The sequence below is a fragment of the Pseudarthrobacter sp. NPDC092419 genome (genome assembly GCF_044755045.1).
In the GTDB taxonomy this organism is placed as follows: domain Bacteria; phylum Actinomycetota; class Actinomycetes; order Actinomycetales; family Micrococcaceae; genus Arthrobacter.
Genome location: NZ_JBIVQF010000004.1, coordinates 1 through 24358 on the forward strand (window position 1 = coordinate 1; position 24358 = coordinate 24358).

Genomic DNA, 24358 nt, shown 5'->3' on the forward strand with positions numbered 1-24358 from the left:
CCAGAACATCCGGACAAAGAAAAACACCCCGGTCCGAAGACCGGGGTGTAACCGATGACCCGACTCATCCGTGAAGGATGTCTCGACTCATCACATGTGTGCGCGGAGGGGGACTTGAACCCCCACCCCCTTTCGAGGACTAGCACCTCAAGCTAGCGCGTCTGCCATTCCGCCACCCGCGCAGGTGGTATTTCGGAAAGTGTTCCCGCCTTTCGGCGTTTCGCGCCTCTCCGAAGCAGCGAGAAAAACTCTAACACGAACTTTCCGGAAACATGGAATCGGTCCGCTTGGGTAGTCTGGGGGCAGCAATCCAGCCGGTGCCGTTGCCCATCAAAGGAGTTCGCATGCCTGACATCCTGCCCGAGGACGAGGTTGTCCGGATCTGCCAGGAACTCATCCGGATCGATACTTCCAACTATGGGGATGGTTCAGGCCCGGGGGAGCGGGCGGCCGCCGAATACACCGCCGGGCTAATCTCGGAGGTCGGCATGGAGGCGGAGATCTTTGAGTCGGCACCCGGCCGGGCCAACGTGGTCGCCAGGATGGAAGGGCAGGACCCTTCCGCCAGTGCACTGGTGGTGCATGGCCACCTCGACGTCGTTCCCGCCCTGCGTGACCAGTGGTCCGTCGACCCGTTCGGCGCGGAACTCAAGGACGGCCTGATCTGGGGCCGCGGCGCCGTGGACATGAAGGACATGGATGCCATGATTCTTTCCGTGCTGCGCAGTTTCGCCCGCTCCGGCACGAAGCCGAAACGGGACATCATCTTTGCGTTCTTTGCGGACGAGGAAGCCGGCGGCACCTATGGCGCGCGCTACGCCGTGGACAAGCGTCCTGAGCTCTTCGATGGTGCCACCGAAGCGATCTCGGAAGTCGGCGGGTTTTCCGCCACCGTCGGCGGACAGCGGACCTACCTGCTGCAGACGGCCGAGAAGGGCATTTCGTGGCTGCGCCTTGTGGCCCACGGCCGGGCGGGGCACGGCTCCCAAATCAATACCGACAACGCCGTGACCCGCCTCGCTGCGGCGGTAACACGCATCGGGGGGTACAAATGGCCCATCGAACTTACCCCTACCACGCGGCAGTTCCTGGACGGGGTGATGGAACTCACAGGAGTGGAATTCGACCCAGATAACCCGGACGTTCTGCTGGAGCAGTTGGGGACCGTTGCCAGGTTCGTTGGTGCCACTTTGCAGAACACCACAAACCCCACGCTTCTCAGGGGCGGGTACAAACACAACGTCATTCCCGAGTCGGCCGAGGCATTGATCGACTGCCGTACGCTCCCGGGCCAGCAGGAGCAGGTGCTGGAGATTGTGCGTGAGCTGGCCGGCGCCGGAGTGGACGTCAGCTACGTGCATCAGGACGTTTCGCTGGAGGTGCCGTTCGCCGGCAACCTGGTGGACGCCATGATCGATGCCCTGCACTCCGAGGACCCCGGCGCGAAGGTGCTGCCGTACACCCTTTCCGGTGGAACGGACAATAAGTCCCTGAGCCGGCTGGGGATCACGGGTTACGGCTTCGCGCCGCTGATGCTGCCGGATGACCTGGACTTCACCGGGATGTTCCACGGCGTGGACGAGCGCGTCCCGGCCGACAGCCTGAAGTTCGGCGCCCGGGTCCTCGACACGCTGCTGACGAACTACTGATAAGACAGCTGGCTAGACGGTCCGCTGGACCTGCATCACACGGCGCCGGAGCCAGAAGCGACGGCCGCCGCCCATGTACAGCTTGCTGCGCTCCAGTTCCCACTTTCCGTACTCGGAGTGCTCCACGAGGCGGCGTCGGGCCTCATGCAGGGAATCGACGGGACTGACCGTCAGCACGAGGTACTCGTACTGCTTCAAATAGTCCCGTTCCCGCCGGACCGAGCTGGTGAGAAATTGTTCCTTCATTGCTCTCCATTTTCGTCCTTTTCCGGCTAACGTGAAGTCATGAGCATCGATCCGCGTGTCGCGCTTTCATCCCTGACCACAGCTTTGGAAGAACACCTTATAGCAGCATCCAACCGCCGCGGGGACGGTGATCCGTCTGTGGAAGCAGCGTTCTTCGCAGTGGCGGACGCTTTTGAAGTGTATGAGGACGCTCTGTACGAGGCCTACAACGAGGTAACTCCGCTTCAGGTATTCGACGACGAGGACGATGAGGAAATGGACGTCGATGACGACGAGGACCTGGAGATCGTCGAAGAGTAACCGGCTTGAGCAGCCTCAGGGTGCCGATACGTCTTCGAGCGCCAGGGCGATTTCCGGCGGCAGGGGAAGGAGCTGCGCGTCCAGCATTTCCTTCAGCTGGGCGGGGTTCCTGGCACCGACGATTGCCGTGGCCACACCAGGCTGTCCCAGCAGCCAGCTAAGTGACACGTCCAGCGGGGTGCGCCCCAGCCCCTTCGCGGCCGTGCAGACGGCATCTACGGTCCGGGTTGACGACTCACCAAGATACCGCTCCACGTAGGAAGCCTCGGTGGCCGAGGCAGCACGCGAGCCGGCGGGAGTCCCGCCACGGTACTTGCCCGTGAGCACACCGCGCCCCAGGGGGCCCCACGCCATCAGTCCCAGGCCCGCATCTTCGACGGCGGGAATCAGTTCCGATTCCGGGATGCGGTTCAGCAGTGAGTATTCCGCCTGGACCGAGACCAGCGGGAACCCGGCAAGGGCGGCCGCCTTGGCTGCCTGCCAACCGGCAAAGTTCGCGACGCCGGCGTACCGAGCCCGGCCAGTCCGCAAGGCGAAGTCCATGGCAGAGAGCGTCTCCTCAAGGGGAACGTTGCCGTCCCACGCCTCGGCGAACCAGACGTCGACGTAATCGGTGCCCAGCCGCGCAAGGCTTGCGTCCAGCCCATTGAGCAGGGCGCTGCGGGAGGTGTCGATCCGCCGGCGGCCACCCGCCGTCGTCATTCCTGCCTTGGTGCTGATGGATACTTCCGTCCGTGCAACGACGTCACCGAGCAAAGACCCGACCAAGGCCTCGGCGGCGCCGTCGCCGTAGGAAGCCGACGTGTCGATGTGCCGGCCGCCACCGTTGAGGAATGTCTGCAGCAGCTCGGACGCATCCTGTTCATCCGTTTCGGCCCCCCAGGACATGGTGCCGAGTGAGAGGGCGGAGACCCGCAATCCGCTGTTGCCGACGTAACGCTGCTGCATAGCAGCAAGCTTACGGCCAGAATCCCTGCCGGCCATGACGTAGTGTCGTAGCGTGAACTGGTTTGAGGCGGCCCTGCTGGGCCTTGTGCAGGGACTGACCGAATTTCTACCCATTTCCTCCAGCGCACACCTGAGGATCGTCGGGCAGTTCCTCCCGAATGCGGCCGATCCTGGCGCCGCCTTCACCGCCATCACCCAGCTGGGCACCGAGACCGCCGTGCTGGTCTACTTCTGGCGTGACATCGTCCGGATAGTTAAGGCGTGGGCGGGGTCGTTGACCGGCAAGGTCCCGCGGCAGGATCCCGATGTCCGGATGGGCTGGCTGGTGATCCTTGGCAGCCTGCCCATCGTGGTCCTCGGGCTCCTTTTCCAGGACCAGATCGAATCGGTGCTGCGAAGCCTGTGGATCGTGGCGACGATGCTGATCGTCTTCGGACTGTTTCTCGCGGTGGCTGACGCAGTGGGCCGGCAGGAACGGGAACTCAGCCGCCTGACCTATAAACACGGCATCCTGTACGGCTTCGCGCAGGCCCTGGCGCTCATTCCCGGCGTGTCCAGGTCCGGTGGAACCATCACTGCAGGCCTGCTCATGGGGTACACCCGTGAGGCCGCCGCCCGTTACTCATTCCTGCTGGCTATCCCCGCAGTGTTCGGCAGCGGGCTCTACCAGCTCTATAAAGTGGTTTCCAAGGAGGGCGTCAGCGGGCCCTACGGACTGCCGGAGACTGCGCTGGCCACCGTGATCGCGTTCGTGGTGGGCTACATCATTATTGGCTGGTTCCTGAAGTTCGTTTCCACTCGCAGCTACCGTCTCTTCGTCTGGTACCGCATCGGCTTGGGACTTGCCGTGTATCTGCTGCTCGGTTTCGGGGTCATCAGCGCCTAGCACTAGGCTTGGCATGTGAAATCCTGGACTTCCCGCCCCGTCCCCGGCCTGCCCGGCACCATGCCTTCAATCCGGCTGTTCGACACGGCCGCGGGCCGCGAAATCGAGCTGGACGAAGGTGCAGAGACCTCGATGTATGTCTGCGGAATCACGCCGTATGACGCCACGCACATGGGCCACGCGGCCAGCTACGTCGCTTTCGACCTCCTGAACCGCGCCTGGCGGGATGCCGGCAAGCACGTGTCCTATGTGCAGAACGTGACGGATGTGGATGATCCCCTGCTGGAACGCGCCACTGCCACCGGTGTCGACTGGCGCGATCTCGCCGCCAGCCAGATCGAACTGTTCCAGACCGACATGGAGGCGCTCAACGTCCTGGCGCCGGACCGGTACGTCGGCGCGGTGGAATCCATAGAACTCATCGTGCCTGAGGTGGAACGGTTACTGGCTATGGGGCTGGCCTACCGGGTCGCCGGTAGCGGCGGCGAGCCGGACGGGGATGTCTACTACGACGTCGAGGCGGCCGGCAAACAGTCCGTGGCGCCTGACGCCTGGACCCTGGGCTCGGTGTCCGGCCTCAGCGAAAGCGAAATGTTCGAGCTCTTCGCCGAACGCGGCGGAGATCCCGGACGTGCCGGCAAGCACCAGGCCCTTGACCCGCTGCTGTGGCGGGTGGAGCGGCCCGGCGAGCCCAGCTGGCCCGGAGGAAGCCTGGGCGCGGGCCGCCCGGGCTGGCACATCGAGTGCACCGTGATCGCGCAGCGGTACCTGCCGGCACCCTTCACCGTGCAGGGCGGCGGGTCGGACCTCATTTTCCCGCACCACGAAATGGGCGCCGGCCACGCGTACTCCCTCGCCGGTGTTCCGTTGGCGCACCATTACGCCCACGCGGGCATGGTTGGGCTGGACGGCGAAAAAATGAGCAAGTCGAAAGGCAACCTGGTGCTGGTCTCGAAGCTCCGGGCAGCCGGTGAAGAGCCTGCAGCAATCCGGCTTGCCATCCTGGCCCACCACTACCGCTCGGACTGGTCCTGGACCGAAGAAGGGTTCGCTGCTGCCAAACGGGACCTCGAGGGATGGCGCCGCGCCCTGGACCACGCCCCGCACGGTTCGGCCGCGCCGCTCCTCGCCGCCATGCGCGCGGCGCTGGCCGAAGACCTGAACGCACCTGCCGCCGTCGCCGCCGTTTCCCGGTGGGCGCGCGAGGCAATGGACGACGCCGGTCCCGCCAGCGCGGCCGACCGCGCCCTGGTGGTGGACGCCGTGGACGCCCTCCTGGGGATCAGGCTCTGACGCTTCCGGCCCCGGCCAGCCGCGCTATGGCCGGTCCTGGCCGCGCCGTTTAAGATACCGCTCGAACTCACGGGCGATGGACTCGCCGGTGGCCTCGGGCAGGTCGGCCGTGTCCTTGGCCTCCTCCAGCTGGCGCACGTAAGCGGCGATCTCCGGGTCCTCCGTTGCGAGCTCATCCACGCCGCGTTCCCAGGCGGCCGCTTCCTCAGCCAGTTCATGGGTGTCCAGCGGAACCTGAAGAAGCTCTTCAATCCGGTGCAGCAGTGCCAGCTGGGCCTTCGGCGACGGCGCCTGCGCCACGTAGTGCGGCACGGCTGCCCACAGCGACACGGTAGGAATTCCGGCGAGCAGGGCCACCTCCGCCATGACCCCGACGATGCCCACCGGCCCCTCGTACTGCGAGGCCTCGAGATTCATGCGCTCACGGAGTGAACTGTCGTCCGAGGAAGTGCTTACCGGGATGGGCCGGCTGTGCGGCACATCGGCCAACAGGGCACCGACCAGCACGAGGTACTCGACGTTCAAGGCCTCGGCGTGCACCAGGAGTTCGGCGGTGTAGGCCCGCCATTTGTAGGAAGGTTCGATGCCCTGGACAAAAATCACATCCACGTTGGAATTCGGGACGCTCGCCTTGAAGATGCGGGTGGAAGGCCACTTAATCTTGCGCTCACCAGCTGCATTGCGGCGCACCGTAGGCCGGGTGAACTGGAAATCGTAGTACTCGTCCGCATCGATGGACGCCACCTTCTTGCCGCCCCAGGCCTTATTCAGGTAGCGCAGCGAGTCGCTGGCCGCTTCACCGGCGTCATTCCACCCCTCGAACGCCGCAAGCATCACGGTCACGCGCCGCCCCTGCGCCGCCGGCTGCAGGAACCGCTCCCGGCCGGCTTCGGCACCGTGCCCGCTGGTGTCTTCCTCGAAGCTATTCATTTCTTCACCCTACGTCCAAGATGTGTCCCTGCGCAGGGATTGCAACGCGCCTGCCTGCCTCCGGGTCCGGCGGGGTAGTTCGCTGCAGTACGCCGATGGCGTACCTGCCGGGATCCCTTCGGCGACCGACCGTAGACTAAATCCATGCAATCCACACCCGCCCATGCCCCGTTGAAAGCCGTCCTCTGGGACATGGATGGAACCATTGTGGACACCGAGCCATACTGGATCGCCGCCGAGCGTGCCCTGGTGGAAGCACACGGCGGAACCTGGAGCCATGAACAGGCCATGCAACTGGTGGGCCAGTCGTTGACCTACTCGGCTGGCCTGCTCCAGAAGGCCGGGGTGGTGCTCGGAATCCGGGACATCGTTGACACCCTCACGGAGGCGGTGGTCAGCCGCGTCAAAGAAGAGGTCCCGTGGCGTCCCGGCGCCCGCGAGCTCCTCGAGGAACTCCACCTCGCCGGCGTCCGCTGCGCACTCGTGACCATGTCCGAGGGACCGCTGGCACGCCAGGTGGTGGCCAGCCTGCCCCGGCCATACTTCGAGGTCCTGGTCACCGGGGACACCGTCACGCGGGGCAAGCCGGACCCGGAGGCGTACCTGACCGCCGTCGACCTTCTCCGGGAACGCGATGCGGCGCTCCAAATCGGGAACTGTGTTGCGTTGGAGGACTCTGGGCCGGGCGTTGCCGCCGCCGTTGCCTCCGGCGTGGCCACCGTGGCCATTCCGCACATCGTGCCGCTTCCCGAGCATCCCGCCTATGCACGTTGGAATTCGCTGGCAGGGCGCTCCGTGGCCGACCTTGAGGAACTGCTGGCTCCAGGCGGCAGCAGAGGGTCGGATGGGGAGGCTGCTGCGCTGGAGCAGACTGCTGCGCTGGGGACCGCCCGTGGCTGATCCCGCAGCCCCGGTGCGCCGCGAAGGTATTCCGCTGGGCCGTATTGCTGGCGTTCCCGTCATCCTGGCCTATTCGTGGTTCATCATCGCCGCCTTTACCGTCATCGTCTACGGGCCGATCCTCATCAGGAATAACCCCGCGCTGGGCTTCAGCGCCTATCTTGTAGCTTTCGCGTACGCCCTGCTGCTTCTCGTGTCGGTGCTGATCCATGAACTGGCGCACGCCCTGACGGCCCGCATCTATAGCTGGCCCACACAAAAAATCGTGCTCAACCTGTGGGGCGGGCATACCCAGTTCGAAAGCTTCACCGCCAGCCCCGGCAGGTCCGTCCTCGTGGCGCTGGCGGGACCCGCCGCAAACCTGGTCCTGGCCGGCGGCGCCTGGCTGGTGCTGGGCACGGCCAGCCTCGGCAGTGTGGCCGAGATCCTGATCAATATCTTTATGTGGGCCAACTTCCTGATCGGGATATTCAACGTCCTGCCAGGGCTTCCGCTGGACGGCGGACGCATGGTGGAGTCTGCCGTCTGGAAGGTCACCGGCAGCCAGGCCAAGGGCACCGTTGCTGCGGGCTGGGCGGGGCGTGTGATCGTCGTGGCAATCGGCTACTGGTTCATTGCCAGGCCCGTGCTCGCCGGGAGTCCGCCCGACTTCCCGCTGCTGATGATTTCCCTGCTTGTGGGCGGCTTCCTATGGGTGGGCGCCTCGGCGGCAATCCAGCAGGGCACGCTCCGCGGCCGCCTGCCCCTGGTAACCGCGGCGGGACTGTCGACGCCGGCAGTGGGCCTTCCTGCCACGGCCTCCGTTTCCGAGGCACGCAAACACGCCGGGCAGTCCCGCGCCCTCGTCGTTTGCGGACCTGAAGGCCGGCCCGAGGCCGTCGTTGACCCCACGGCCCTCGCCGCTGTTCCTGTTGCCGCGGCGCCGTCGACGCCGGTTACTGCGGTTTCCTATGCACTGGCACCGGGCGCATATGTCCCCGAGTGGTCCAAAGGCCAGGAGCTGGTGCAGTTCCTTTCCCAGGTGGAGGGCCGCCAGTATGCGGTGGTGGACCACAACGGAATCGTCACGGGGCTCCTGTCCCAGGAAGCAGTCGTCGCTGCCATCACGGGCAAACGGCAGGCGTCCGACAAGCGGGCCAAGGGCCGGAACCGGTAGAGTTACCTGCCGGTCGTGCATTGCCGCCGCAGTTGCCGCACCGTCGTCCGGTGACGGCCCTGCGCAGGCACCAAAGGTTTATAGGAGCGAGGAACATCATGAGCAGCGAAACTGCCGTCAACGACGCCCACGGAGCAGCCCGGGCCGGTGCTGCCGGCGGCGCCTCGCAGCCGGTGGGGGCTGCCCGCCGCCGTGGCCCCTTCCGGGAAGGTGAGCGAGTCCAGTTGACCGATGAGCGCGGCCGAATGAACACCATCACGCTGGAACGTGGCGGAGCGTTCCACACCCACCGCGGTTTCCTGAACCACGACGACATCATTGGCAAAGTGGACGGCTCCGTGGTGGTCAACAACGTGGGCCAGCAGTATCAGACCCTGCGTCCGCTGCTGTCCGATTTTGTGCTGTCCATGCCGCGCGGCGCCGCCGTCGTCTACCCGAAGGACGCCGGCCAGATTGTCACGATGGCGGACATCTTTCCCGGCGCGCGCGTCGTGGAGGCGGGCGTCGGCTCCGGCGCTCTCTCCATTTCCCTGCTGCGGGCCGTAGGGGACAACGGTTATCTCCATTCCTTTGAGCGCCGGGAAGAGTTTGCTGACATCGCCCGGGGCAACGTGGAAACCATCTTCGGCGGGCCGCACCCTGCCTGGCAGGTATCGCTGGGCGACTTCCAGGAGGAAGTGGTCCGCAGCGAAGCACCCGGTTCAGTGGACCGCGTGGTCCTGGACATGCTGGCACCCTGGGAATGCCTGGACGCCGTGGCAACCGTGCTGGCTCCCGGCGGGGTCTGGATCAACTACGTGGCAACTGTTACCCAGCTTTCGCGCACCGCTGAGGCAATCCGCGCCGACGGCCGCTTCACTGAACCGGACGCCTGGGAGTCAATGGTTCGCGGCTGGCACCTGGAGGGACTGGCCGTCCGTCCCGACCACCGCATGGTGGCCCACACGGGCTTCCTGCTGGTGACCCGCCGACTGGCCGACGGCGTCACGGGCATTTCCGTGAAGCGCAGGCCCTCCAAGACGGAGTTCAACGAAGAGGACGTCAACGCCTGGACGCCCGGGGCCGTGGGGGAGCGTGCCGTCTCGGACAAGAAACTGCGCCGCGCAGCCCGGGACGCCATTGCCGGGACCAACGTCAAGGACGCACCCGAGATTACGAACTAGTCCACATTTCGGGAGTCACCCGTCCTGCCGGCCTTCTTGGGACTAATGTCTTAAAGAGAACCGCAGGAAGGGGCTGATACATCATGGAGACGCCGAACCAGGACTCCGGACGTACACCGGCAGATGAGTCTGCCGCCAATGAGCTCTCGGTCACCGACCGGCAGATCAATATCCTCCGGGACAAGCTCAGGCACATCGACCGCCAGTTGGCGGCGGCAACGCAGAACAACTCCAAGCTGGTCACCATGCTGGAGACGGCGAAGGCGGAGATCCTCCGGCTCAAGAACGCCCTGGACCAGGAGGGGCAGCCGCCCTACAGCTTCGGCACCATCCTGCAGCTGAACCCGCGGCGGCAGCCGTCACCGGGTGCCAGCGGTCAGGCAGCCACCGAGGAGTCTGTCGACATCTTCAACGCTGGCCGGAAGATGCGTGTGGGCATCAGCCCGCTGGTCAACATGAACCAGCTCTCAGTGGGTCAGGAAGTGCTGTTGAACGAGGCACTCCTCATCGTGGCGGGTCTCGGCTACGAACGTGCCGGCGAGCTGGCCACGCTGAAGGAGATGCTCGGGCGGGACCGCGCGCTGGTGGTGGGCAGGGCCGATGAGGAACGCGTCGTGCGTCTCTCCGGCGCCCTCATGGCCGAACAGCTGCGGGTGGGGGATGCGCTTTCGGTCGATTCCCGCACAGGGTATGCCTTGGAAAAGGTGCCCCGTTCGGAAGTCGAGAACCTGGTGCTGGAAGAAGTCCCGGACATTACGTACGAGGACATTGGCGGCCTGGGCCCGCAGATAGAACAGATCCGGGATGCTGTGGAGCTGCCGTTCCTGCACCCCGGCCTCTACCGTGAGCACGGCCTCAAGGCGCCTAAGGGCATCCTGCTGTACGGGCCGCCGGGCTGCGGCAAGACGCTGATCGCCAAGGCGGTGGCCAACTCACTCGCCGCCCGAGCCGCGGAGCGGTCCGGGAACGTTGACCTAAAGAGCTACTTCCTGAACATCAAGGGCCCGGAACTGCTGGACAAGTACGTGGGCGAGACGGAACGCCACATCCGGCTGATTTTCGCCCGTGCCCGCGAGAAGGCATCCGACGGCAGCCCGGTCGTGGTGTTCTTCGACGAAATGGACTCCCTGTTCCGCACGCGGGGCACGGGCATCTCGTCCGACGTCGAGACCACCATCGTTCCCCAGCTCCTGAGCGAGATCGACGGCGTGGAGCGGCTGGACAACGTCATCGTGATTGGTGCGTCCAACCGCGAGGACATGATCGATCCTGCGATCCTTCGGCCCGGCCGCCTGGACGTGAAGGTCAAGATCCAGCGACCGGACGCGGAGGCTGCCGCTGACATCTTCAACAAATACATCACCACGGACCTCCCGTTCCATGAGTCGGACCTGGCCGAGCATCACGGGGATGTCCAGGCGACAGTTGACGCCATGGTCCAGCGCACGGTAGAGGCTATGTACTCCACGGACAAGTCCAATGAGTTCCTGGAGGTCACCTACGCCAACGGGGACACTGAGATGCTGTACTTCAAGGATTTCAACTCGGGTGCCGTGGTCCAGAACGTGGTGGACCGGGCCAAGAAGTACGCCATTAAGGACCTGCTCACCACCAACCAGAAGGGCCTGCGAATCGAGCACCTGCTGCGGGCCGTGGTTGATGAGTTCCGCGAGCATGAGGACATGCCGAACACCACGAACCCGGACGACTGGGCCAGGATTTCCGGTAAGAAGGGCGAACGGATCACTTACATCCGAACCATCGTCCAGGGCAAGGCGGGCCAGGAGCCCGGCAAGTCCATTGAGACGATGCCGACTACCGGACAGTATCTGTGACGCCTGCGGTGGAGCCCGCCGGCGGGGAGGCCCTTCCCGCCGGCGGCGCCATGCGCGTGATGGGAGCCGAGACGGAGTATGGCATCCACGCACCGTCGGCACCATCTGCCAACGCCACCATGATGAGCGCCCGGGTGGTCCAGGCCTACGCCCAGGTAACCCGCCAGCGTGCTGCCGGGGGAGCGGAGACCCGCTGGGACTATACGGACGAGGAACCCCTCCATGATGCCCGGGGCTGGACCCTGGAGAGGTCTGCCGCCCATCCCAGCCAGCTGACGGACCAGCCACCGGTGCTTGACGCCGAAGCCGTGGCCCTCGCCTACGGCGCGGAGGACCTGGAACTCGACGGGGAGGACGAGTCCGGGACGCTGCTGATGAATATGGTTTTGGGCAACGGGGCACGCCTCTACGTCGACCACGCCCATCCTGAATATTCCAGTCCCGAGGTCACGAATCCCCGCGACGCCGTTGCCTGGGATGCCGCGGGAGACCTCGTGGGGCTCGCGGCGGTGCGCCGGCTGGCTGCAGACCCGGACCTGCCACCCGTGAATCTTTACAAGAACAACACGGACAACAAGTCGGTCTCCTACGGATCGCACGAGAACTACCTGATGCCCCGTTCGGTGCCTTTCGGCGAGATTGTGCGCGGCCTGACCCCGTTCTTCGTCAGCCGGCAGGTCATCTGCGGATCCGGCAGGGTGGGCATAGGCCAGGACAGTTCCGCCCCCGGCTACCAGATCAGCCAGCGGGCAGACTTCTTCGAAGCGGAAGTCGGGCTTGAAACCACCATCCGCAGGCCCATCATCAACACCCGTGACGAACCGCACGCCACCGCGGACAAGTACCGGCGGTTGCACGTGATCATCGGCGACGCCAACCTGAGCCAGGTGTCCAACTACCTCAAATTTGGCACCACCGCCATGGTACTTAGCCTGATCGAGGCAGGGCTCGCCCCCCGGATCGAGGTCCACGAACCGGTCGCGGCACTCCAGGCGGTCAGCCATGACACGTCGCTCACCACAAAAGTCCGCCTCTTGGACGGCCGGCGCGTCACCGCGCTGGATCTCCAGTGGATGTACCACGAGGCAGCAGCGAAACTCGCCCAGGACACCGGAGTGGGCGATGCCGCTTACGGTGACGGCCACACCCATGAGGTCCTGGAGCGTTGGGCCACAGTCCTCACCCAGTTGGATACGGACCGTCCGGCTGCAGCCGGCTCGGTGGAATGGGTGGCCAAGCTTTCCCTCCTCAACGGCTACCGCAACCGGGACGGACTGGCTTGGGATGACGCCCGGCTCGGACTGGTGGATCTCCAGTGGGCGGATCTAAGGCCCGAGAAGGGCCTCTACTACCGGTTCCTGGCCCGGGGCCGCATGCACAGAATTGTGGACGACGCCGGCATTGCAGCTGCGGTGTCCGAGCCGCCGCAGGATACGCGTGCCTTTTTCCGGGGCAGGTGTGTGAGCAGCTTCGGCAAGAACGTGGTGGGCGCGAGTTGGGATTCGGTCATCTTCGACGTGCCGGGGTCCGGACGCCTTCAGCGCGTACCCACCAGGGAGCCGCTGCGGGGAACCAAAGCACTGACCGGCCCGTTATTCCAACGCCACCGGGAAGCCGCCCCGTTCCTTGCGGAACTGCTGGGACACAAAACTTCTCCGCCTGCGGCGTAAACCGCTCCGCAGCGGCGGCACCGTGGCAGGATGGGCTTATCGCCGGATCCACAGGGCCCGGCAGGGAAGGAAAGAGGATAGAAATGGCAGGTCAGGAGCAGCAGCAGCCGCAACCGCGGGACAGCCAGGTGGAAGAGGAGCTCCCTGACGCCCCTCCCGCTCCGCCCGAGGCCCAGGCCTCGGCGTCGACGGAAGGCGTGGATGACCTCCTCGACGAAATCGATGGTGTCCTGGAGTCCAACGCCGAAGAGTTCGTGCGGGCGTTCGTCCAAAAGGGCGGCCAGTAGAAGGTAACCCGGAGGTGGCGGAAGCCGCATCCTGCCGGGGGCTGGACCGACCCTGAGTTGAACCACCACGTTCTAGGAGTGCATGAGTGCAGGAATCAACCGCCAACCAGGTAGCTGCGAACGCCACCTCGTCCTTCACTGAACACCTGCAGCGGGACCGTCCCGATCTTCTGCCGTACAACCGGAACATCCAGCATGGGACTCCGGCCGCACCTCTGCAGGCGCCTCATGCCACCACCATCGTGGCCATGAGCTACGGCGGCGGCGTGCTGATGGCGGGGGACCGGCGCGCTACCATGGGCAACATCATTGCCAGCAGGCACATTGAGAAGGTGTTTCCCGCAGACCACTATTCTGTCCTGGGCATCGCGGGAACTGCCGGCATCGCCATCGACCTGACCCGCCTCTTCCAGGTGGAGCTGGAGCACTACGAAAAAATTGAGGGCACCCAGCTCAGCCTCGAGGGTAAAGCGAACAGGCTGGGCGCCATGATCCGCGGGAACCTGCCCATGGCCCTGCAAGGCCTCGCTGTTGTACCGCTTTTTGCCGGCTTCGACACCGGCGCGGGCGTCGGGCGGCTGTTCTCCTACGACGTCACCGGGGGCCGGTATGAGGAACACGAGCATCATACGGTGGGATCCGGTTCCGTCTTCGCCCGCGGCGCCCTGAAGAAACTGTGGCGGCCCAACCTCAGCGAAGAGGAAGCAGTGGCCATAGCGGTGGAGTCCCTCTTCGACGCGGCCGACGACGATTCGGCCACGGGCGGTCCGGACACCGTCCGCCAGCTCTGGCCCGTGGTGTACACCGTTGATGCCACCGGCGCTCGGCGTGTACCCGAGGATCGGCTTGCCGCGGCGGCACGGCATGTGATCGAAGTACGGACCATTGCCGGACGGGAGGCCTAGGATGACGCAGCAGTTCTACGTTTCTCCCGAGCAGCTGATGAAGGACCGGGCCGATTTTGCCCGGAAGGGAATCGCCCGCGGCCGGTCTGTGGTGGTCATCAGCTGCGCCGACGGAATTGCGCTTGTGGCGGAGAATCCTTCCCCGTCCCTGCATAAGATCGGCGAGATTTACGACAAGATCGCTTTCGCTGCGGTGGGAAAGTACAACGAATTCGAGAGCCTGCGCCAGGCCGGCGTCCGCTACGCCGACGTCCGCGGCTACTCCTATGACCGCGAGGACGTCACCGCGCGCGGCCTGGCCAGCGTCTACGCCCAAAGCCTGGGCGCCGTCTTCACCGCCGAGCAGAAACCTTTCGAAGTGGAGCTTGCGGTCGCTGAGGTAGGCCGGACCCAGGCCGAGGACCACCTCTACCGGCTGACCTTTGACGGTTCCATTGCCGACGAACACAGCTTTGTGGTGATGGGTGGCCAGGCCGAGAAGGTTTCCGCCGCCATCGAGGGCGGCTGGCAGGCATCCCTGAACTTTGCCGGCGCTGTTCGTCTGGCTATGTCCGGCCTGGCCGCGGCCACGGAGTCGGAAGAGCCGACTGCCCCTGTCCCGTCCCGTGCCCTTGAGGTTGCCGTCCTGGACAGGCTCTCGGAAACGGTCCGGGGCACCCGGCGGGCGTTCCGGCGGCTCAACGACGCGGACATGACGGCACTGCTGGACCGGGAGGACTGATGGACAAGCGGATTTTTGGCATCGAAACCGAGTTCGGAATCTCCTATTCCAGCCCGGATTCCCGGCCCCTCGCCCCTGAGGAAGTGGCGCGTTATCTCTTCCGCAAGGTGGTCAGCTGGGGGCGTTCGTCCAACGTCTTCCTCACCAACGGCTCGCGACTCTACTTGGATGTCGGCTCGCACCCTGAATACGCGACGGCGGAATGCGACGACCTCGCCCAACTGATTGCCCACGACCGGGCCGGCGAACTCATCCTGGACGACCTCGTGGACGAGGCCCAGGCCCGCTTGGCGGCCGAAGGTTTCAACGGCACCGTCTACCTCTTCAAGAACAACACGGATTCGGCCGGCAACTCCTACGGCAGCCATGAGAACTACTTGATCCCGAGGCGCGGCGAGTTTTCCAGGCTCGCCGAAATCCTGATTCCGTTCCTGGTGACCCGCCAGCTCATTGCCGGGGCCGGCAAAATCCTCAAGACCCCGCACGGCGCCACCTATGCCTTCTCCCAGCGCGCAGACCACATCTGGGAGGGCGTATCCTCAGCCACCACCCGGTCGCGCCCGATCATCAACACCCGGGACGAACCGCATGCGGACGCTGAGTTCTACCGCCGCCTGCACGTTATCGTTGGCGACTCCAACATGTCCGAAACCACGGCCCTCATGAAGGTGGGCACCGTGGACCTGGTGCTGCGCATGATCGAGGCCGGTGTCATCATGCGGGACATGCGGATGGAAAACCCTATCCGGAGCATCCGCGAGATCTCCCACGACCTCAGCGGCAGGGCGCTCGTCCGGCTCGCTAACGGCCGGCAGCTGACCGCCCTCGAAATCCAGCAGGAGTACCTCTCCAAAGTCACGGCCTTCGTCCACGACCATGGCGCACACAATCCGCACGTGCCGCTGATCCTGGATCTGTGGGAACGGACCTTGAAAGCGATTGAATCCGGCGACACCCGCGGCATCGAAACCGAAATCGACTGGGCCATCAAGAAGAAACTGATGGACTCCTACCGGGAACGCCATGGGCTCGGCCTTGACGCACCCCGCATTGCCCAGCTGGACCTGACCTACCACGACATTTCCCGCTCACGCGGCCTGTACTACCTGCTGCAGTCGCGGGGCGCTGTACGGCGGATCGTGGACGATACCATCATCAAGGACGCTGTCGATGCCCCGCCCCAGACCACGCGTGCCAAGCTCCGTGGAGACTTCGTCCGCCGTGCCCAGGAACTGGGCCGGGACTACACGGTGGACTGGGTGCACTTGAAGCTTAACGACCGGGCACACCAGACCATCCTGTGCAAGGATCCCTTCCGCAGCGTGGATGAACGCGTGGATGCGCTCCTGGAGACTATGGGCTGACTCCCAGCTTGAGGGGCTATTCTGGACAGGGCCGTTTTGCCGGCCCGTGGCGACGCTGTCCGCCTTCCGCGGACCTGTTGCATCCATCCTGCCCCGACGAAAGTTTTTTACGTGCGCCGACTACTAGCAATCCTTCTCCCCGGCCTGCTGATGCTCACCGCCTGCAGCGGTACGGCATCCGAGCCGGAGCCCAGCAGCCAATCTGCCGGGGAGACTGCAAAGTTCGACTCCCTCAAACTGACCGACAACGGGGACAAGAAGGCCCCCGGCGTCGAGTTCGATAAGCCCCTGGAAGTCACAGAACCAACCGTCAAGGTGGTGGCCGAAGGCAGCGGTGACCCCCTCAAGGCGAACCAGCTGGCGAACATCTCCATCCTCGCGCTGAACGGTACCGACGGCAGCACCCTGGAGGATACCTTCCCGAACGATCCGGAACCGCTGGAGCTGAACGAGGAGCTCAAGACCGGAAGCGCCGTCATCTACAACGCCTTTGTCGGCGCCAAGGTCGGCTCCAGCCTGGCCCTCGCGGTTCCGGGCCAGGCCGGCGCGGAAGGCGCCCAGGCGCAGCCCACGCAGCTGCTGGTCATCAAGGTCCTTTCGGCCAAGGACGTCGCCCCGGCCCTCGAAAAGCCTGAAGGTGAACCCGTAACCCCGCCGGCCGGCCTGCCCACCGTCACCGAAAAGGACGGGGTCCCGGAGATTTCGGTGAAAGGTGCATCCGTTCCCAAGGAGCTGGTGGCGCAGGACCTCATCAAGGGCAAGGGAGCCGTGGTCAAAGCCACCGACACCCTGACCGTCAACTACGTGGGCGTGAACCTCGAAGGCGGTGAGAAGTTCGATTCGAGCTTTGACCGCGGCGAACCGGCATCCTTCGCGCTGAACCAGGTCATCAAGGGCTGGACCCAGGGGCTGGCCGGCAAGACGGTTGGGTCGCGCGTGCTGCTGGTGGTCCCCAAGGACCTGGCATACGGCGACGCCGGCCAGGGCAAGGCCAAGGGAGACCTGGTCTTCGTAGTGGACATCCTCGGCGCCAAGTAGCAAGACTGGTACAAGCGCGGCCTCTGGCCGCGATGCCGAAGCACAGAACCAGGAAAAGGAGCAAGCATGTCATTTGGACAGCGCGAATTCGACCGCCAGAAGCCCGAGATCGATTTCCCGGAAGGCGACGTCCCCACGGAGCTCGTCATCACCGACCTGATTGAAGGTGACGGTCGCGAAGCCAAAGCGGGAGACACTGTGTCCACTCACTACGTGGGCGTTGCCTGGTCCACCGGCGAAGAGTTTGACGCCTCGTGGGGCCGCGGCGCGCCGCTGGACTTCCGCGTGGGCGTAGGCCAGGTCATCCAAGGCTGGGACCAGGGCCTCCTCGGCATGAAGGTCGGCGGCCGCCGCCGTTTGGAAATCCCGTCCGAGCTGGCTTACGGCTCCCGTGGCGCCGGCGGAGCTATCGCTCCCAACGAAGCCCTGATCTTCGTGGTGGACCTGGTGGGCGTACGCTAAAGTCCCCTGCGGTCCGGCACAGCGCGACAGCGCCAGGCGACATCGTCGCCCGGCGCTGTCGCGCTTCCTGCGTTCCGGGCCCGGGTTTAGTAACGTAGCGACCGTGCCCGTATCGCGTACCGAACGACTCCTGAACCTCCTGATAGCGCTCCTGAACACCCGCTACGGCCTCGGCCGCAGCGAACTGCGCGATAAGGTCTACCACGACACCTCCGACAACGACGTGGCTTTTGCCCGGATGTTCGAACGGGACAAAAACGACCTCCGCCGGATGGGTTTCGAAGTGGAGACTCTGACCGACGCCGGCTGGGCAGAGGACGACAGCACCACCACGCGTTACCGCATCGGCAAGGAATCCAACCGGCTGCCGGAAGTCCAGTTTGGACCCGAGGAATGGACAGTCCTCCTGCTGGCGTCCCAGCTCTGGGAGCGCGCGGCGCTGGGCACTGCCGCGCGTAGCGCAGTCCGGAAACTTCAGTCGTCCGGAAGCCTGGCCGCCGTCGAGCTTCCCGCAGGCGTGCAACCGCGCATCAAGCCCGCCGGCCAGGCGTTCGACGACCTGGTCGCTGCCATGCACGCCCGGCACCCCGTGACGTTCACCTACCTGGCAGGAAGCACCGGCAGGGAAGAGGTCCGTACCGTCGAGCCGTGGGGCCTGGGCAGCCGGTTCGGCCAGTGGTACCTCATGGGATTCGACCGCGCCCGCAAATCGGTCAGGCACTTCCGGCTGTCCCGCTTCACCAGCGCCGTCACTACGCTGGACAGGGACAGCTACTCCCCGCCCGCCGGTTTCAACATCCGCGAAGAGCTGGACCGCCTGCCCGAACTGCCGCTCCGCACCGCCGTCGTACGCGTCAGGAAGGGCCGCCTGCTGGCTCTGCGCCGGCGTGCTGAGCAGCGCGGCGGCACGGCGCCCGCAGCAGATGGGGCAGCTGACGACGGCGGCTACGACACTCTTCGCCTCCCGTTCCGGGATCCTGAGGTGCTCGCCGAAGAAATCGCTTCGTACGGTCCTGATGCGGTTGCGGTTGAGCCTGAAGAGCTTGTTGAGGCTGTCCGGCGGCGCCTGCGCGCTGCATCGGAATTCAGCGCTGCGCCGAAACCACGGTACGAGTTCCCGGGAACCGGACCCCGCGGCACCCGCAAGGGAACCTCAGAGGACCAGCTGCAGCGGATGCTCCAGCTGGTGCCGTTCCTGGTCCATAACCAGGGCCTGCGCATCGAAGAGGTCGCCGCCCACTTCGGGATCAGCCGCCGGCAACTGGAGAACGACCTCCACATCCTTATCTGCTCCGGCCTTCCAGGCGGCTATCCGGACGACCTGCTGGATATCCAGTGGGAGGACGGGCGCGTCTATATCAGCCAGGACCTTGACCTCACCAGGCCAGTGCGGTTTACAACGGAGGAGGCGTCCGCCCTGCTGACGGGGGTTGAGACCCTGCGAGGCCTGCCGGGCGTGGCCGACGGAGGGGCGCTGGAAGCGGTGGCACTGAAGCTTAGTGCGGCAGCCGGCGACGTGGGACGCCGGGCTGCCGCACTGTCCGGCCCCACGGTCGCCCCGGCAGCCATGGCTGTCCATGACACCGTCCGCGATGCCATCACCGGACGCCGCCAGCTGCGGCTGACCTACCTTTCACCGCAGCGGGACAGCCTGACCGTCCGCGACGTTGATCCGATCCGGCTCTATTCCCAGGATGATGTCTGGTACTTCGAAGCGTATTGCCACCTGGTCCAGGGCATCCGCAATTTTCGGCTGGACCGGGTAGAGGAACTGGTGCCGAATGGCCGCGGGGCTTCCGCCGCGGCCGCGGGCGCCGGGGGAGTGCCGGAAAGGCTCTTCACCCCGAACGACGGCGACACCACGGTCACTGTGCAGCTGACCCGGCAGGGCAGGGGACTCGCGGAGGACTATTACGCCGAGCGGGTGGCGGAATTGCCGGACGGCGGAATGGTGGCGGACATCCGTTTCGGCAACACGGCCTGGCTGCCAATGTTCGTGGCCCAGCACGGCGGAACGGCCAGGATACTCGCGCCAACCGGGCTCGGCGACGCGACCCGGCACTGGCTCGCGGACGCGCTGGCCAAATACGAAGGCTAGACTTTTCAGCATGCCTTGGTGGTCGTGGATATTGATCTGGGTGTCCCTCGTGGCGCTGGCCCTGCTGTTCTATGTCCTGCTGGGCATCCGCCTGTTCCGCCAGTTCATGGCCACTATGGCGGACCTTGGCGCGGCAGGGGAGCAGTTGGGCAGGCTGGGGCCACTCGATTCTGCCGTCCGCGACGCTGCGACGAAGGCGGCCAATGCACGCTTGGCTCTTCCCGGTTCCGCCGTTTTTGCCTCCCCTGCCGCAATGCGACATGATTACGAGGCATCCACGGCCGTCCGCAGCGAACAACGGCGCCGCCGCAGAGTGCAGCGCAAAGCGGACCGCGGCCAGCCCCAACGGCTTGGAGATCTGGACCTCACCTAGAGGTAGGATGTATGCAGACGAAAGGATTTAGACATGAGGCTTGAAGGCTGGCACCTGATCATCATCATCGTTTTGGCGCTTGTTCTCTTTGCAGCGCCCAAACTGCCCGGAATGGCCCGCAGCCTGGGGCAGTCCATGCGCATCTTCAAATCCGAAGTCCGTGAGATGAAGAAAGAGGGCACGGCCGAGGACACCTCCGGACAAACCGGTCCCGGTCCGGTAGAGGGCAGGGTTGTCAACCACCCTCAGTCGAACCCGGGCGGTCCCGTGGACGGCACTGACGTTCCGCCCTCGTCCCGCGCCTGACACCCCACGTGGCCATAGCTATGGGGCGGCAGGCAAACCCCGAAGGCCGCATGCCGCTGGTGGACCACCTGCGGGAGCTGCGGAACAGGCTGTTTAAGTCCGCCATCGGCGTCATCCTCGGCACGGTTGCGGGATTCATCCTGTACCAGCCCATGCTTGCGGCCCTCATCAAGCCGATCACGGATCTCAATGAAAAAGAAGGACGGCTGGCGAGCCTGAACTTCGACGGTGTGGCGAGCTCCTTCGATCTCATGATCCAGATCTCCGTGTTCATGGGCCTCATACTGGCCAGCCCGGTCTGGCTATACCAGCTCTGGGCCTTCATTGTTCCCGGTCTGCACAAGAAGGAACGCCGCATGGCGCTCGGCTTCGTGGCGGCCGCCGTTCCCCTGTTCGTCGGCGGCGTGGTGCTCGCCTGGCTGGTGCTGCCCAACGCGGTGCGGGTCCTGACCGACTTCACTCCTGCCGGAGCGTCGAACTTCATCACCGCACAGGTGTACCTGTCGTTCGTGACCCGCCTGATGCTGGCCTTCGGCATTGCTTTCCTCCTGCCCGTCGTCCTTTTCGGGCTCAACGTGGCCGGTCTGCTCCGCGGCGCCCAGCTGGTGAAGAGTTGGCGCATCACGGTGTTCCTGGTGTGCCTGTTCGCTGCAATGGCGGCTCCCGGTGCGGATGCCATGAGCATGTTCTACCTTGCCATTCCCATGCTGGCGTTGTTCTTCCTGGCCGTGGTGCTGTGCCTGATGAACGACAAACGGCGGGACCGGCGCACGGCTAAACGTGCCGAGGAAACCGAAGCGTCGGCCAACATCGCCACACCAAGCAGCGAGCTTAAGAACCTCTGAGCTCCCAGTAGGCTTGGGGTATGTCCTCCAACACCGGGCCGTTTTCTTCAGGGCCCCAGCCCGGCGGTCCCAGCGATCCCGAAGAACTGTCACCTGCCGAAAGATACCGTGCCAGCGCAGAGCGCAGGGCTGAGGCGGCCACTTACCTGGGTTCCTTTATCCGGACACTGGACTTTGAGCTCGATGACTTCCAGCGGCAGGCATGCCGCTCCCTCCAGGAGGGCAGGGGCGTCCTGGTTGCTGCGCCCACCGGGGCCGGTAAGACCATCGTGGGCGAGTTCGCCATCTACCTTGCCCTGCAGCGCGGCCTCAAGGCCTTCTACACCACGCCCATCAAAGCCCTTAGCAACCAAAAGTTCAGCGAACTGGGCGAGAGATACGGTGCCGAAAACGTCGGGCTCCTCACCGGCGATACCAGCATCAACGGGGACGCGCCCGTCGTCGTGATGACCACCGAGGTCCTGCGCAACATGCTCTACGCGGACTCCGAAACACTGTTCGACCTCGGCTACGTGGTCATGGACGAGGTGCATTACCTTGCGGACCGGTTCCGCGGCGCCGTGTGGGAAGAGGTCATCATCCACCTTCCCAGCGAGGTGCAGGTCGTTTCACTCAGCGCCACCGTCTCCAACGCCGAGGAGTTCGGCGCCTGGCTGGATACCGTGCGGGGAGATACGGACATCATCGTCTCCGAACACCGCCCGGTGCCGCTGTGGCAGCACGTCATGGTGGGCCGCCGGATCATGGACCTGTTCGCCGGCGAAACCACCTTCGACGAGATCGCGCCGCCGTTGAACGAGGAGCGCACCGGGTCCGCCAGGGAACTTCCCTCCAGCCGCGGCTTCGACGTCAACCCGGACCTCCTGGCTGTAGCCCGCAGCGAGGTCCAGCAGGGTTTCCGGAGCAGGCCGGGCAGGCGGGACCAGCGGGGCCGCCGCGGCAGCGAACGGCCAGCCCCCCGCGGCCAGGAAGGCTCCGCCGTGAGGCGGGCAAGCCGGCCGCAGGTCATTGCCAGCCTGGACCGGATGGACCTGCTGCCCGCCATCACGTTCATCTTCTCCCGGGCCGGCTGCGACGCTGCCGTGGCGCAATGCGTAGCCTCGGGCCTGTGGCTGACCACCGAAAAGGAACAGCGCATCATCGCCCAGCGGGTGGACGAGGCAGCCCTGGAGATTCCTTCCGATGACCTGGATGTCCTGGGTTTCTGGAGCTGGCGCGACGGCCTCCTCCGTGGATTTGCTGCCCACCACGCGGGCATGCTGCCGACGTTCAAGGAAGTCGTGGAAAAGCTTTTCGTCGACGGCCTGGTCAAGGCCGTCTTCGCAACGGAAACGCTTGCCCTCGGAGTCAACATGCCCGCCCGCTCGGTAGTCCTGGAGAAGCTGGACAAGTTCAACGGCGAATCCCACGTGGACATCACGGCGGGGGAGTACACGCAGCTTACGGGACGCGCCGGGCGGCGGGGCATCGACGTCGAAGGCCACGCCGTGGTCCTCTGGCAGCCGGGAACCGACCCCACCGCGGTGGCAGGGCTCGCCTCCCGGCGGACGTATCCGCTGAACTCCAGCTTCCGCCCCACGTACAACATGAGCATCAACCTCCTGGCTCAGTTCGGCCGGGCCCGCGCGCGGGAGATCCTTGAGTCCTCGTTCGCCCAGTTCCAGGCGGACCGTTCCGTGGTGGGACTTGCCCGCCAGGTGCGGAGCCGGGAGGAGTCCCTGGCCGGTTATGCCAAGTCCATGACCTGCCACTTGGGGGATTTCACCGAGTACGCCCGGCTTCGCCGGGAGCTCTCCGACGCGGAAAATGCCGGCTCCCGGTCCATGTCCCGCGCACAGAAGTCCATTAGTGCCGATTCGCTGGCGCGGCTGCTTCCCGGGGACGTGGTCAACGTACCCGGTGGCCGGGTGCCGGGACCGGCCGTGGTCCTCAGCTCAGACCACGGCAGCCGTGATCCGCGGCCAGCCATCCTTACCCTGGACAGCCAGCTGCGCAGGATCGGTACCGATGACCTTGAAGGGCCCATCACGCCGGTGACTCGCATCCGCATCCCCAAAGCCTTCAACGCCAAAGTGCCGAAATCCCGGAGGGACCTTGCGTCGTCCGCACGGAACGCGCTCCGCGAAAACAGGCCGCCGTCGCCCGGGAACAACCGAAGCAACGACTTCGGCCGGGCGGCAGCATCGCCTAACCAGGAAAAGCGGATCACCGAGCTGCGCCGCGCCCTGAGGGCGCATCCCTGCCACGGGTGCAGCGAACGGGAGGACCACGCCCGCTGGGCGGAACGTTGGTGGAAACTGCGGCGCGAGACCGACGGGCTGGTCCGCCAGATCCAGGGCCGGACCAACACCATCGCCAAGACCTTCGACCGGGTCTGCGATGTCCTCTCCGCCTACGGGTATCTGGCACCGGCCGGCGACGGCGGGCTGGTGATCAGCCCTGACGGCCAGCGGCTGCGCCGGATCTACGGCGAGAAAGACCTGCTGATTTCGCAGTCCCTCCGGCTGGGCGCATTCGATGACCTCGATGCCGCCGAGGTGGCCGCCCTTGCCAGCGTCCTGGTCTACCAGGCCAAGCGCGAGGACCGGGGTTTGCGCCCGCGGATGCCGAGCGTTTCACTGGAAACATCCGTCGACATCGTGGTGAGGGAATGGTCTGCTCTGGAGGACGTGGAGGAGGAGAACAAGCTTCCGCTCACGGGGGAGCCCGAGCTAGGGCTGGTGTGGCCCGTGTACAAGTGGGCCCGCGGCCGCCACCTCCAGGACGTGCTGAGCGGCACGGACCTGGCAGCCGGCGATTTCGTCCGCTGGGTGAAACAGGTGGTGGACCTCCTTGACCAGCTGGCCAAGATCCCAGGCCTGGATCCCCGCTTGGCCCGGCTGTGCGGTGACGCCATCGCACTGATCCGCCGCGGCGTCGTCGCTTATTCATCTGTTCTCTAACCCCGCCGGCCAACGGGCCGGCGCGTAGCCAGGAGCCTTTC

Annotated in this window: 23 protein-coding genes and 1 tRNA gene; 20 read left to right on the forward strand and 4 right to left on the reverse strand. The window is 65.3% G+C overall.

Going from position 1 to position 24358, the window contains the following annotated elements; genetic code table 11:
* Nucleotides 1–99: 99 nt before the first annotated feature.
* Nucleotides 100–182, reverse strand: a tRNA-Leu gene (locus ACIQC0_RS07660).
* A gap of 162 nt (nucleotides 183–344) precedes the next feature.
* Between ACIQC0_RS07660 and ACIQC0_RS07665 the strand changes: the two genes are divergently transcribed.
* Nucleotides 345–1649 (forward strand): M20/M25/M40 family metallo-hydrolase, encoded by a 1305-nt coding sequence (locus ACIQC0_RS07665; RefSeq protein WP_400533936.1) that lies wholly within the window; start codon nucleotides 345–347, stop codon nucleotides 1647–1649.
* 12 nt (nucleotides 1650–1661) lie between these two features.
* Here ACIQC0_RS07665 and ACIQC0_RS07670 read toward each other — a convergent pair whose 3' ends face one another.
* Nucleotides 1662–1895: a DUF5703 family protein gene (locus ACIQC0_RS07670; protein WP_377215861.1), complete on the reverse strand. Its 234-nt coding sequence runs from the start codon at nucleotides 1893–1895 to the stop codon at nucleotides 1662–1664.
* A gap of 39 nt (nucleotides 1896–1934) precedes the next feature.
* Between ACIQC0_RS07670 and ACIQC0_RS07675 the strand changes: the two genes are divergently transcribed.
* On the forward strand, nucleotides 1935–2195 hold the full coding sequence (locus tag ACIQC0_RS07675) for a hypothetical protein (protein ID WP_377215862.1): 261 nt from the start codon (nucleotides 1935–1937) through the stop codon (nucleotides 2193–2195).
* A 15-nt stretch (nucleotides 2196–2210) separates the two neighbouring features.
* On the opposite strand, the gene ACIQC0_RS07680 is transcribed toward ACIQC0_RS07675, so the two are convergent.
* The gene (locus tag ACIQC0_RS07680; protein WP_400533940.1) at nucleotides 2211–3143 is read right to left on the reverse strand and encodes an aldo/keto reductase; all 933 of its coding nucleotides are present in this window, start codon (nucleotides 3141–3143) and stop codon (nucleotides 2211–2213) included.
* Between the two features lie 52 nt (nucleotides 3144–3195).
* Between ACIQC0_RS07680 and ACIQC0_RS07685 the strand changes: the two genes are divergently transcribed.
* Together ACIQC0_RS07685 and mshC are read left to right on the forward strand one after the other, a co-directional pair.
* A complete protein-coding gene (locus tag ACIQC0_RS07685) occupies nucleotides 3196–4029 on the forward strand; it encodes an undecaprenyl-diphosphate phosphatase (protein ID WP_400533943.1) in 834 nt (277 codons plus the stop codon).
* A gap of 15 nt (nucleotides 4030–4044) precedes the next feature.
* Nucleotides 4045–5322 (forward strand): cysteine--1-D-myo-inosityl 2-amino-2-deoxy-alpha-D-glucopyranoside ligase, encoded by a 1278-nt coding sequence (mshC, locus tag ACIQC0_RS07690; protein WP_400533946.1) that lies wholly within the window; start codon nucleotides 4045–4047, stop codon nucleotides 5320–5322.
* Between the two features lie 24 nt (nucleotides 5323–5346).
* Here mshC and ACIQC0_RS07695 read toward each other — a convergent pair whose 3' ends face one another.
* On the reverse strand, nucleotides 5347–6252 hold the full coding sequence (locus tag ACIQC0_RS07695; protein WP_377215866.1) for a PAC2 family protein: 906 nt from the start codon (nucleotides 6250–6252) through the stop codon (nucleotides 5347–5349).
* 144 nt (nucleotides 6253–6396) lie between these two features.
* Here ACIQC0_RS07695 and ACIQC0_RS07700 point away from each other — a divergent pair, with 144 nt between their 5' ends.
* The 16 genes from ACIQC0_RS07700 to ACIQC0_RS07775 all read left to right on the forward strand — a co-directional run bounded on the left by ACIQC0_RS07700 (nucleotide 6397) and on the right by ACIQC0_RS07775 (nucleotide 24317).
* A complete protein-coding gene (locus tag ACIQC0_RS07700) occupies nucleotides 6397–7152 on the forward strand; it encodes an HAD family hydrolase (RefSeq protein ID WP_400533949.1) in 756 nt (251 codons plus the stop codon).
* Complete coding sequence (locus ACIQC0_RS07705; protein WP_400533952.1) at nucleotides 7097–8308, forward strand: site-2 protease family protein; 1212 nt, start codon at nucleotides 7097–7099, stop codon at nucleotides 8306–8308. Before ACIQC0_RS07700 ends, ACIQC0_RS07705 begins: the two co-directional genes overlap by 56 nt.
* Nucleotides 8309–8406: 98 nt before the next feature.
* Entirely contained in the window at nucleotides 8407–9471 is a 1065-nt protein-coding gene (locus ACIQC0_RS07710) for a tRNA (adenine-N1)-methyltransferase (RefSeq protein ID WP_377215869.1), read from the forward strand.
* Between the two features lie 83 nt (nucleotides 9472–9554).
* Entirely contained in the window at nucleotides 9555–11306 is a 1752-nt protein-coding gene (gene arc / locus ACIQC0_RS07715) for a proteasome ATPase (protein ID WP_400533955.1), read from the forward strand.
* Between the two features lie 50 nt (nucleotides 11307–11356).
* Nucleotides 11357–12976: a depupylase/deamidase Dop gene (dop, locus tag ACIQC0_RS07720; protein WP_400534504.1), complete on the forward strand. Its 1620-nt coding sequence runs from the start codon at nucleotides 11357–11359 to the stop codon at nucleotides 12974–12976.
* A gap of 83 nt (nucleotides 12977–13059) precedes the next feature.
* Nucleotides 13060–13263 carry a ubiquitin-like protein Pup gene (locus tag ACIQC0_RS07725; RefSeq protein ID WP_377215871.1) on the forward strand — a complete coding sequence of 68 codons (204 nt, stop codon included), beginning with the start codon at nucleotides 13060–13062 and terminating at the stop codon, nucleotides 13261–13263.
* 86 nt (nucleotides 13264–13349) lie between these two features.
* Entirely contained in the window at nucleotides 13350–14168 is an 819-nt protein-coding gene (gene prcB, locus ACIQC0_RS07730; protein ID WP_400533958.1) for a proteasome subunit beta, read from the forward strand.
* A 1-nt stretch (nucleotide 14169) separates the two neighbouring features.
* Nucleotides 14170–14889: a proteasome subunit alpha gene (prcA, locus tag ACIQC0_RS07735; protein WP_400533961.1), complete on the forward strand. Its 720-nt coding sequence runs from the start codon at nucleotides 14170–14172 to the stop codon at nucleotides 14887–14889.
* Nucleotides 14889–16253, forward strand: a complete 1365-nt coding sequence (gene pafA, locus ACIQC0_RS07740; protein ID WP_377215874.1) for a Pup--protein ligase — start codon at nucleotides 14889–14891, stop codon at nucleotides 16251–16253. Before prcA ends, pafA begins: the two co-directional genes overlap by 1 nt.
* Before the next feature lie 111 nt (nucleotides 16254–16364).
* Nucleotides 16365–17291, forward strand: coding sequence for an FKBP-type peptidyl-prolyl cis-trans isomerase (locus ACIQC0_RS07745; protein ID WP_400533964.1), 927 nt, complete (start codon nucleotides 16365–16367; stop codon nucleotides 17289–17291).
* Between the two features lie 66 nt (nucleotides 17292–17357).
* On the forward strand, nucleotides 17358–17753 hold the full coding sequence (locus tag ACIQC0_RS07750) for an FKBP-type peptidyl-prolyl cis-trans isomerase (RefSeq protein ID WP_066275847.1): 396 nt from the start codon (nucleotides 17358–17360) through the stop codon (nucleotides 17751–17753).
* A 103-nt stretch (nucleotides 17754–17856) separates the two neighbouring features.
* The gene (locus ACIQC0_RS07755; RefSeq protein ID WP_400533967.1) at nucleotides 17857–19851 is read left to right on the forward strand and encodes a helix-turn-helix transcriptional regulator; all 1995 of its coding nucleotides are present in this window, start codon (nucleotides 17857–17859) and stop codon (nucleotides 19849–19851) included.
* A gap of 10 nt (nucleotides 19852–19861) precedes the next feature.
* The gene (locus tag ACIQC0_RS07760) at nucleotides 19862–20224 is read left to right on the forward strand and encodes a hypothetical protein (RefSeq protein ID WP_400533970.1); all 363 of its coding nucleotides are present in this window, start codon (nucleotides 19862–19864) and stop codon (nucleotides 20222–20224) included.
* A 33-nt stretch (nucleotides 20225–20257) separates the two neighbouring features.
* Nucleotides 20258–20530: a Sec-independent protein translocase subunit TatA gene (gene tatA / locus ACIQC0_RS07765; RefSeq protein ID WP_377215878.1), complete on the forward strand. Its 273-nt coding sequence runs from the start codon at nucleotides 20258–20260 to the stop codon at nucleotides 20528–20530.
* A 50-nt stretch (nucleotides 20531–20580) separates the two neighbouring features.
* Nucleotides 20581–21375 carry a twin-arginine translocase subunit TatC gene (gene tatC / locus ACIQC0_RS07770; protein ID WP_377215915.1) on the forward strand — a complete coding sequence of 265 codons (795 nt, stop codon included), beginning with the start codon at nucleotides 20581–20583 and terminating at the stop codon, nucleotides 21373–21375.
* Nucleotides 21376–21395: 20 nt separating this feature from the next.
* Nucleotides 21396–24317 (forward strand): DEAD/DEAH box helicase, encoded by a 2922-nt coding sequence (locus ACIQC0_RS07775; protein ID WP_400533973.1) that lies wholly within the window; start codon nucleotides 21396–21398, stop codon nucleotides 24315–24317.
* Nucleotides 24318–24358: the final 41 nt, after the last annotated feature.

Excerpts from the sequence above, each read along its gene's own strand:
- ACIQC0_RS07695 (WP_377215866.1), bottom strand. The coding sequence starts at position 6,252 with ATGAATAGCTTCGAGGAAGACACCAGCGGGCACGGTGCCGAAGCCGGC.
- ACIQC0_RS07680 (WP_400533940.1), bottom strand. The coding sequence starts at position 3,143 with ATGCAGCAGCGTTACGTCGGCAACAGCGGATTGCGGGTCTCCGCCCTC.
- ACIQC0_RS07760 (WP_400533970.1), top strand. The coding sequence starts at position 19,862 with ATGCCTTGGTGGTCGTGGATATTGATCTGGGTGTCCCTCGTGGCGCTG.
- ACIQC0_RS07775 (WP_400533973.1), top strand. The coding sequence starts at position 21,396 with ATGTCCTCCAACACCGGGCCGTTTTCTTCAGGGCCCCAGCCCGGCGGT.
- tatA (WP_377215878.1), top strand. The coding sequence starts at position 20,258 with ATGAGGCTTGAAGGCTGGCACCTGATCATCATCATCGTTTTGGCGCTT.
- ACIQC0_RS07705 (WP_400533952.1), top strand. The coding sequence starts at position 7,097 with ATGGGGAGGCTGCTGCGCTGGAGCAGACTGCTGCGCTGGGGACCGCCC.
- dop (WP_400534504.1), top strand. The coding sequence starts at position 11,357 with ATGCGCGTGATGGGAGCCGAGACGGAGTATGGCATCCACGCACCGTCG.
- ACIQC0_RS07750 (WP_066275847.1), top strand. The coding sequence starts at position 17,358 with ATGTCATTTGGACAGCGCGAATTCGACCGCCAGAAGCCCGAGATCGAT.
- ACIQC0_RS07710 (WP_377215869.1), top strand. The coding sequence starts at position 8,407 with ATGAGCAGCGAAACTGCCGTCAACGACGCCCACGGAGCAGCCCGGGCC.
- ACIQC0_RS07725 (WP_377215871.1), top strand. The coding sequence starts at position 13,060 with ATGGCAGGTCAGGAGCAGCAGCAGCCGCAACCGCGGGACAGCCAGGTG.
- pafA (WP_377215874.1), top strand. The coding sequence starts at position 14,889 with ATGGACAAGCGGATTTTTGGCATCGAAACCGAGTTCGGAATCTCCTAT.
- tatC (WP_377215915.1), top strand. The coding sequence starts at position 20,581 with ATGCCGCTGGTGGACCACCTGCGGGAGCTGCGGAACAGGCTGTTTAAG.
- ACIQC0_RS07665 (WP_400533936.1), top strand. The coding sequence starts at position 345 with ATGCCTGACATCCTGCCCGAGGACGAGGTTGTCCGGATCTGCCAGGAA.
- ACIQC0_RS07670 (WP_377215861.1), bottom strand. The coding sequence starts at position 1,895 with ATGAAGGAACAATTTCTCACCAGCTCGGTCCGGCGGGAACGGGACTAT.
- prcA (WP_400533961.1), top strand. The coding sequence starts at position 14,170 with ATGACGCAGCAGTTCTACGTTTCTCCCGAGCAGCTGATGAAGGACCGG.
- ACIQC0_RS07700 (WP_400533949.1), top strand. The coding sequence starts at position 6,397 with ATGCAATCCACACCCGCCCATGCCCCGTTGAAAGCCGTCCTCTGGGAC.
- arc (WP_400533955.1), top strand. The coding sequence starts at position 9,555 with ATGGAGACGCCGAACCAGGACTCCGGACGTACACCGGCAGATGAGTCT.
- ACIQC0_RS07675 (WP_377215862.1), top strand. The coding sequence starts at position 1,935 with ATGAGCATCGATCCGCGTGTCGCGCTTTCATCCCTGACCACAGCTTTG.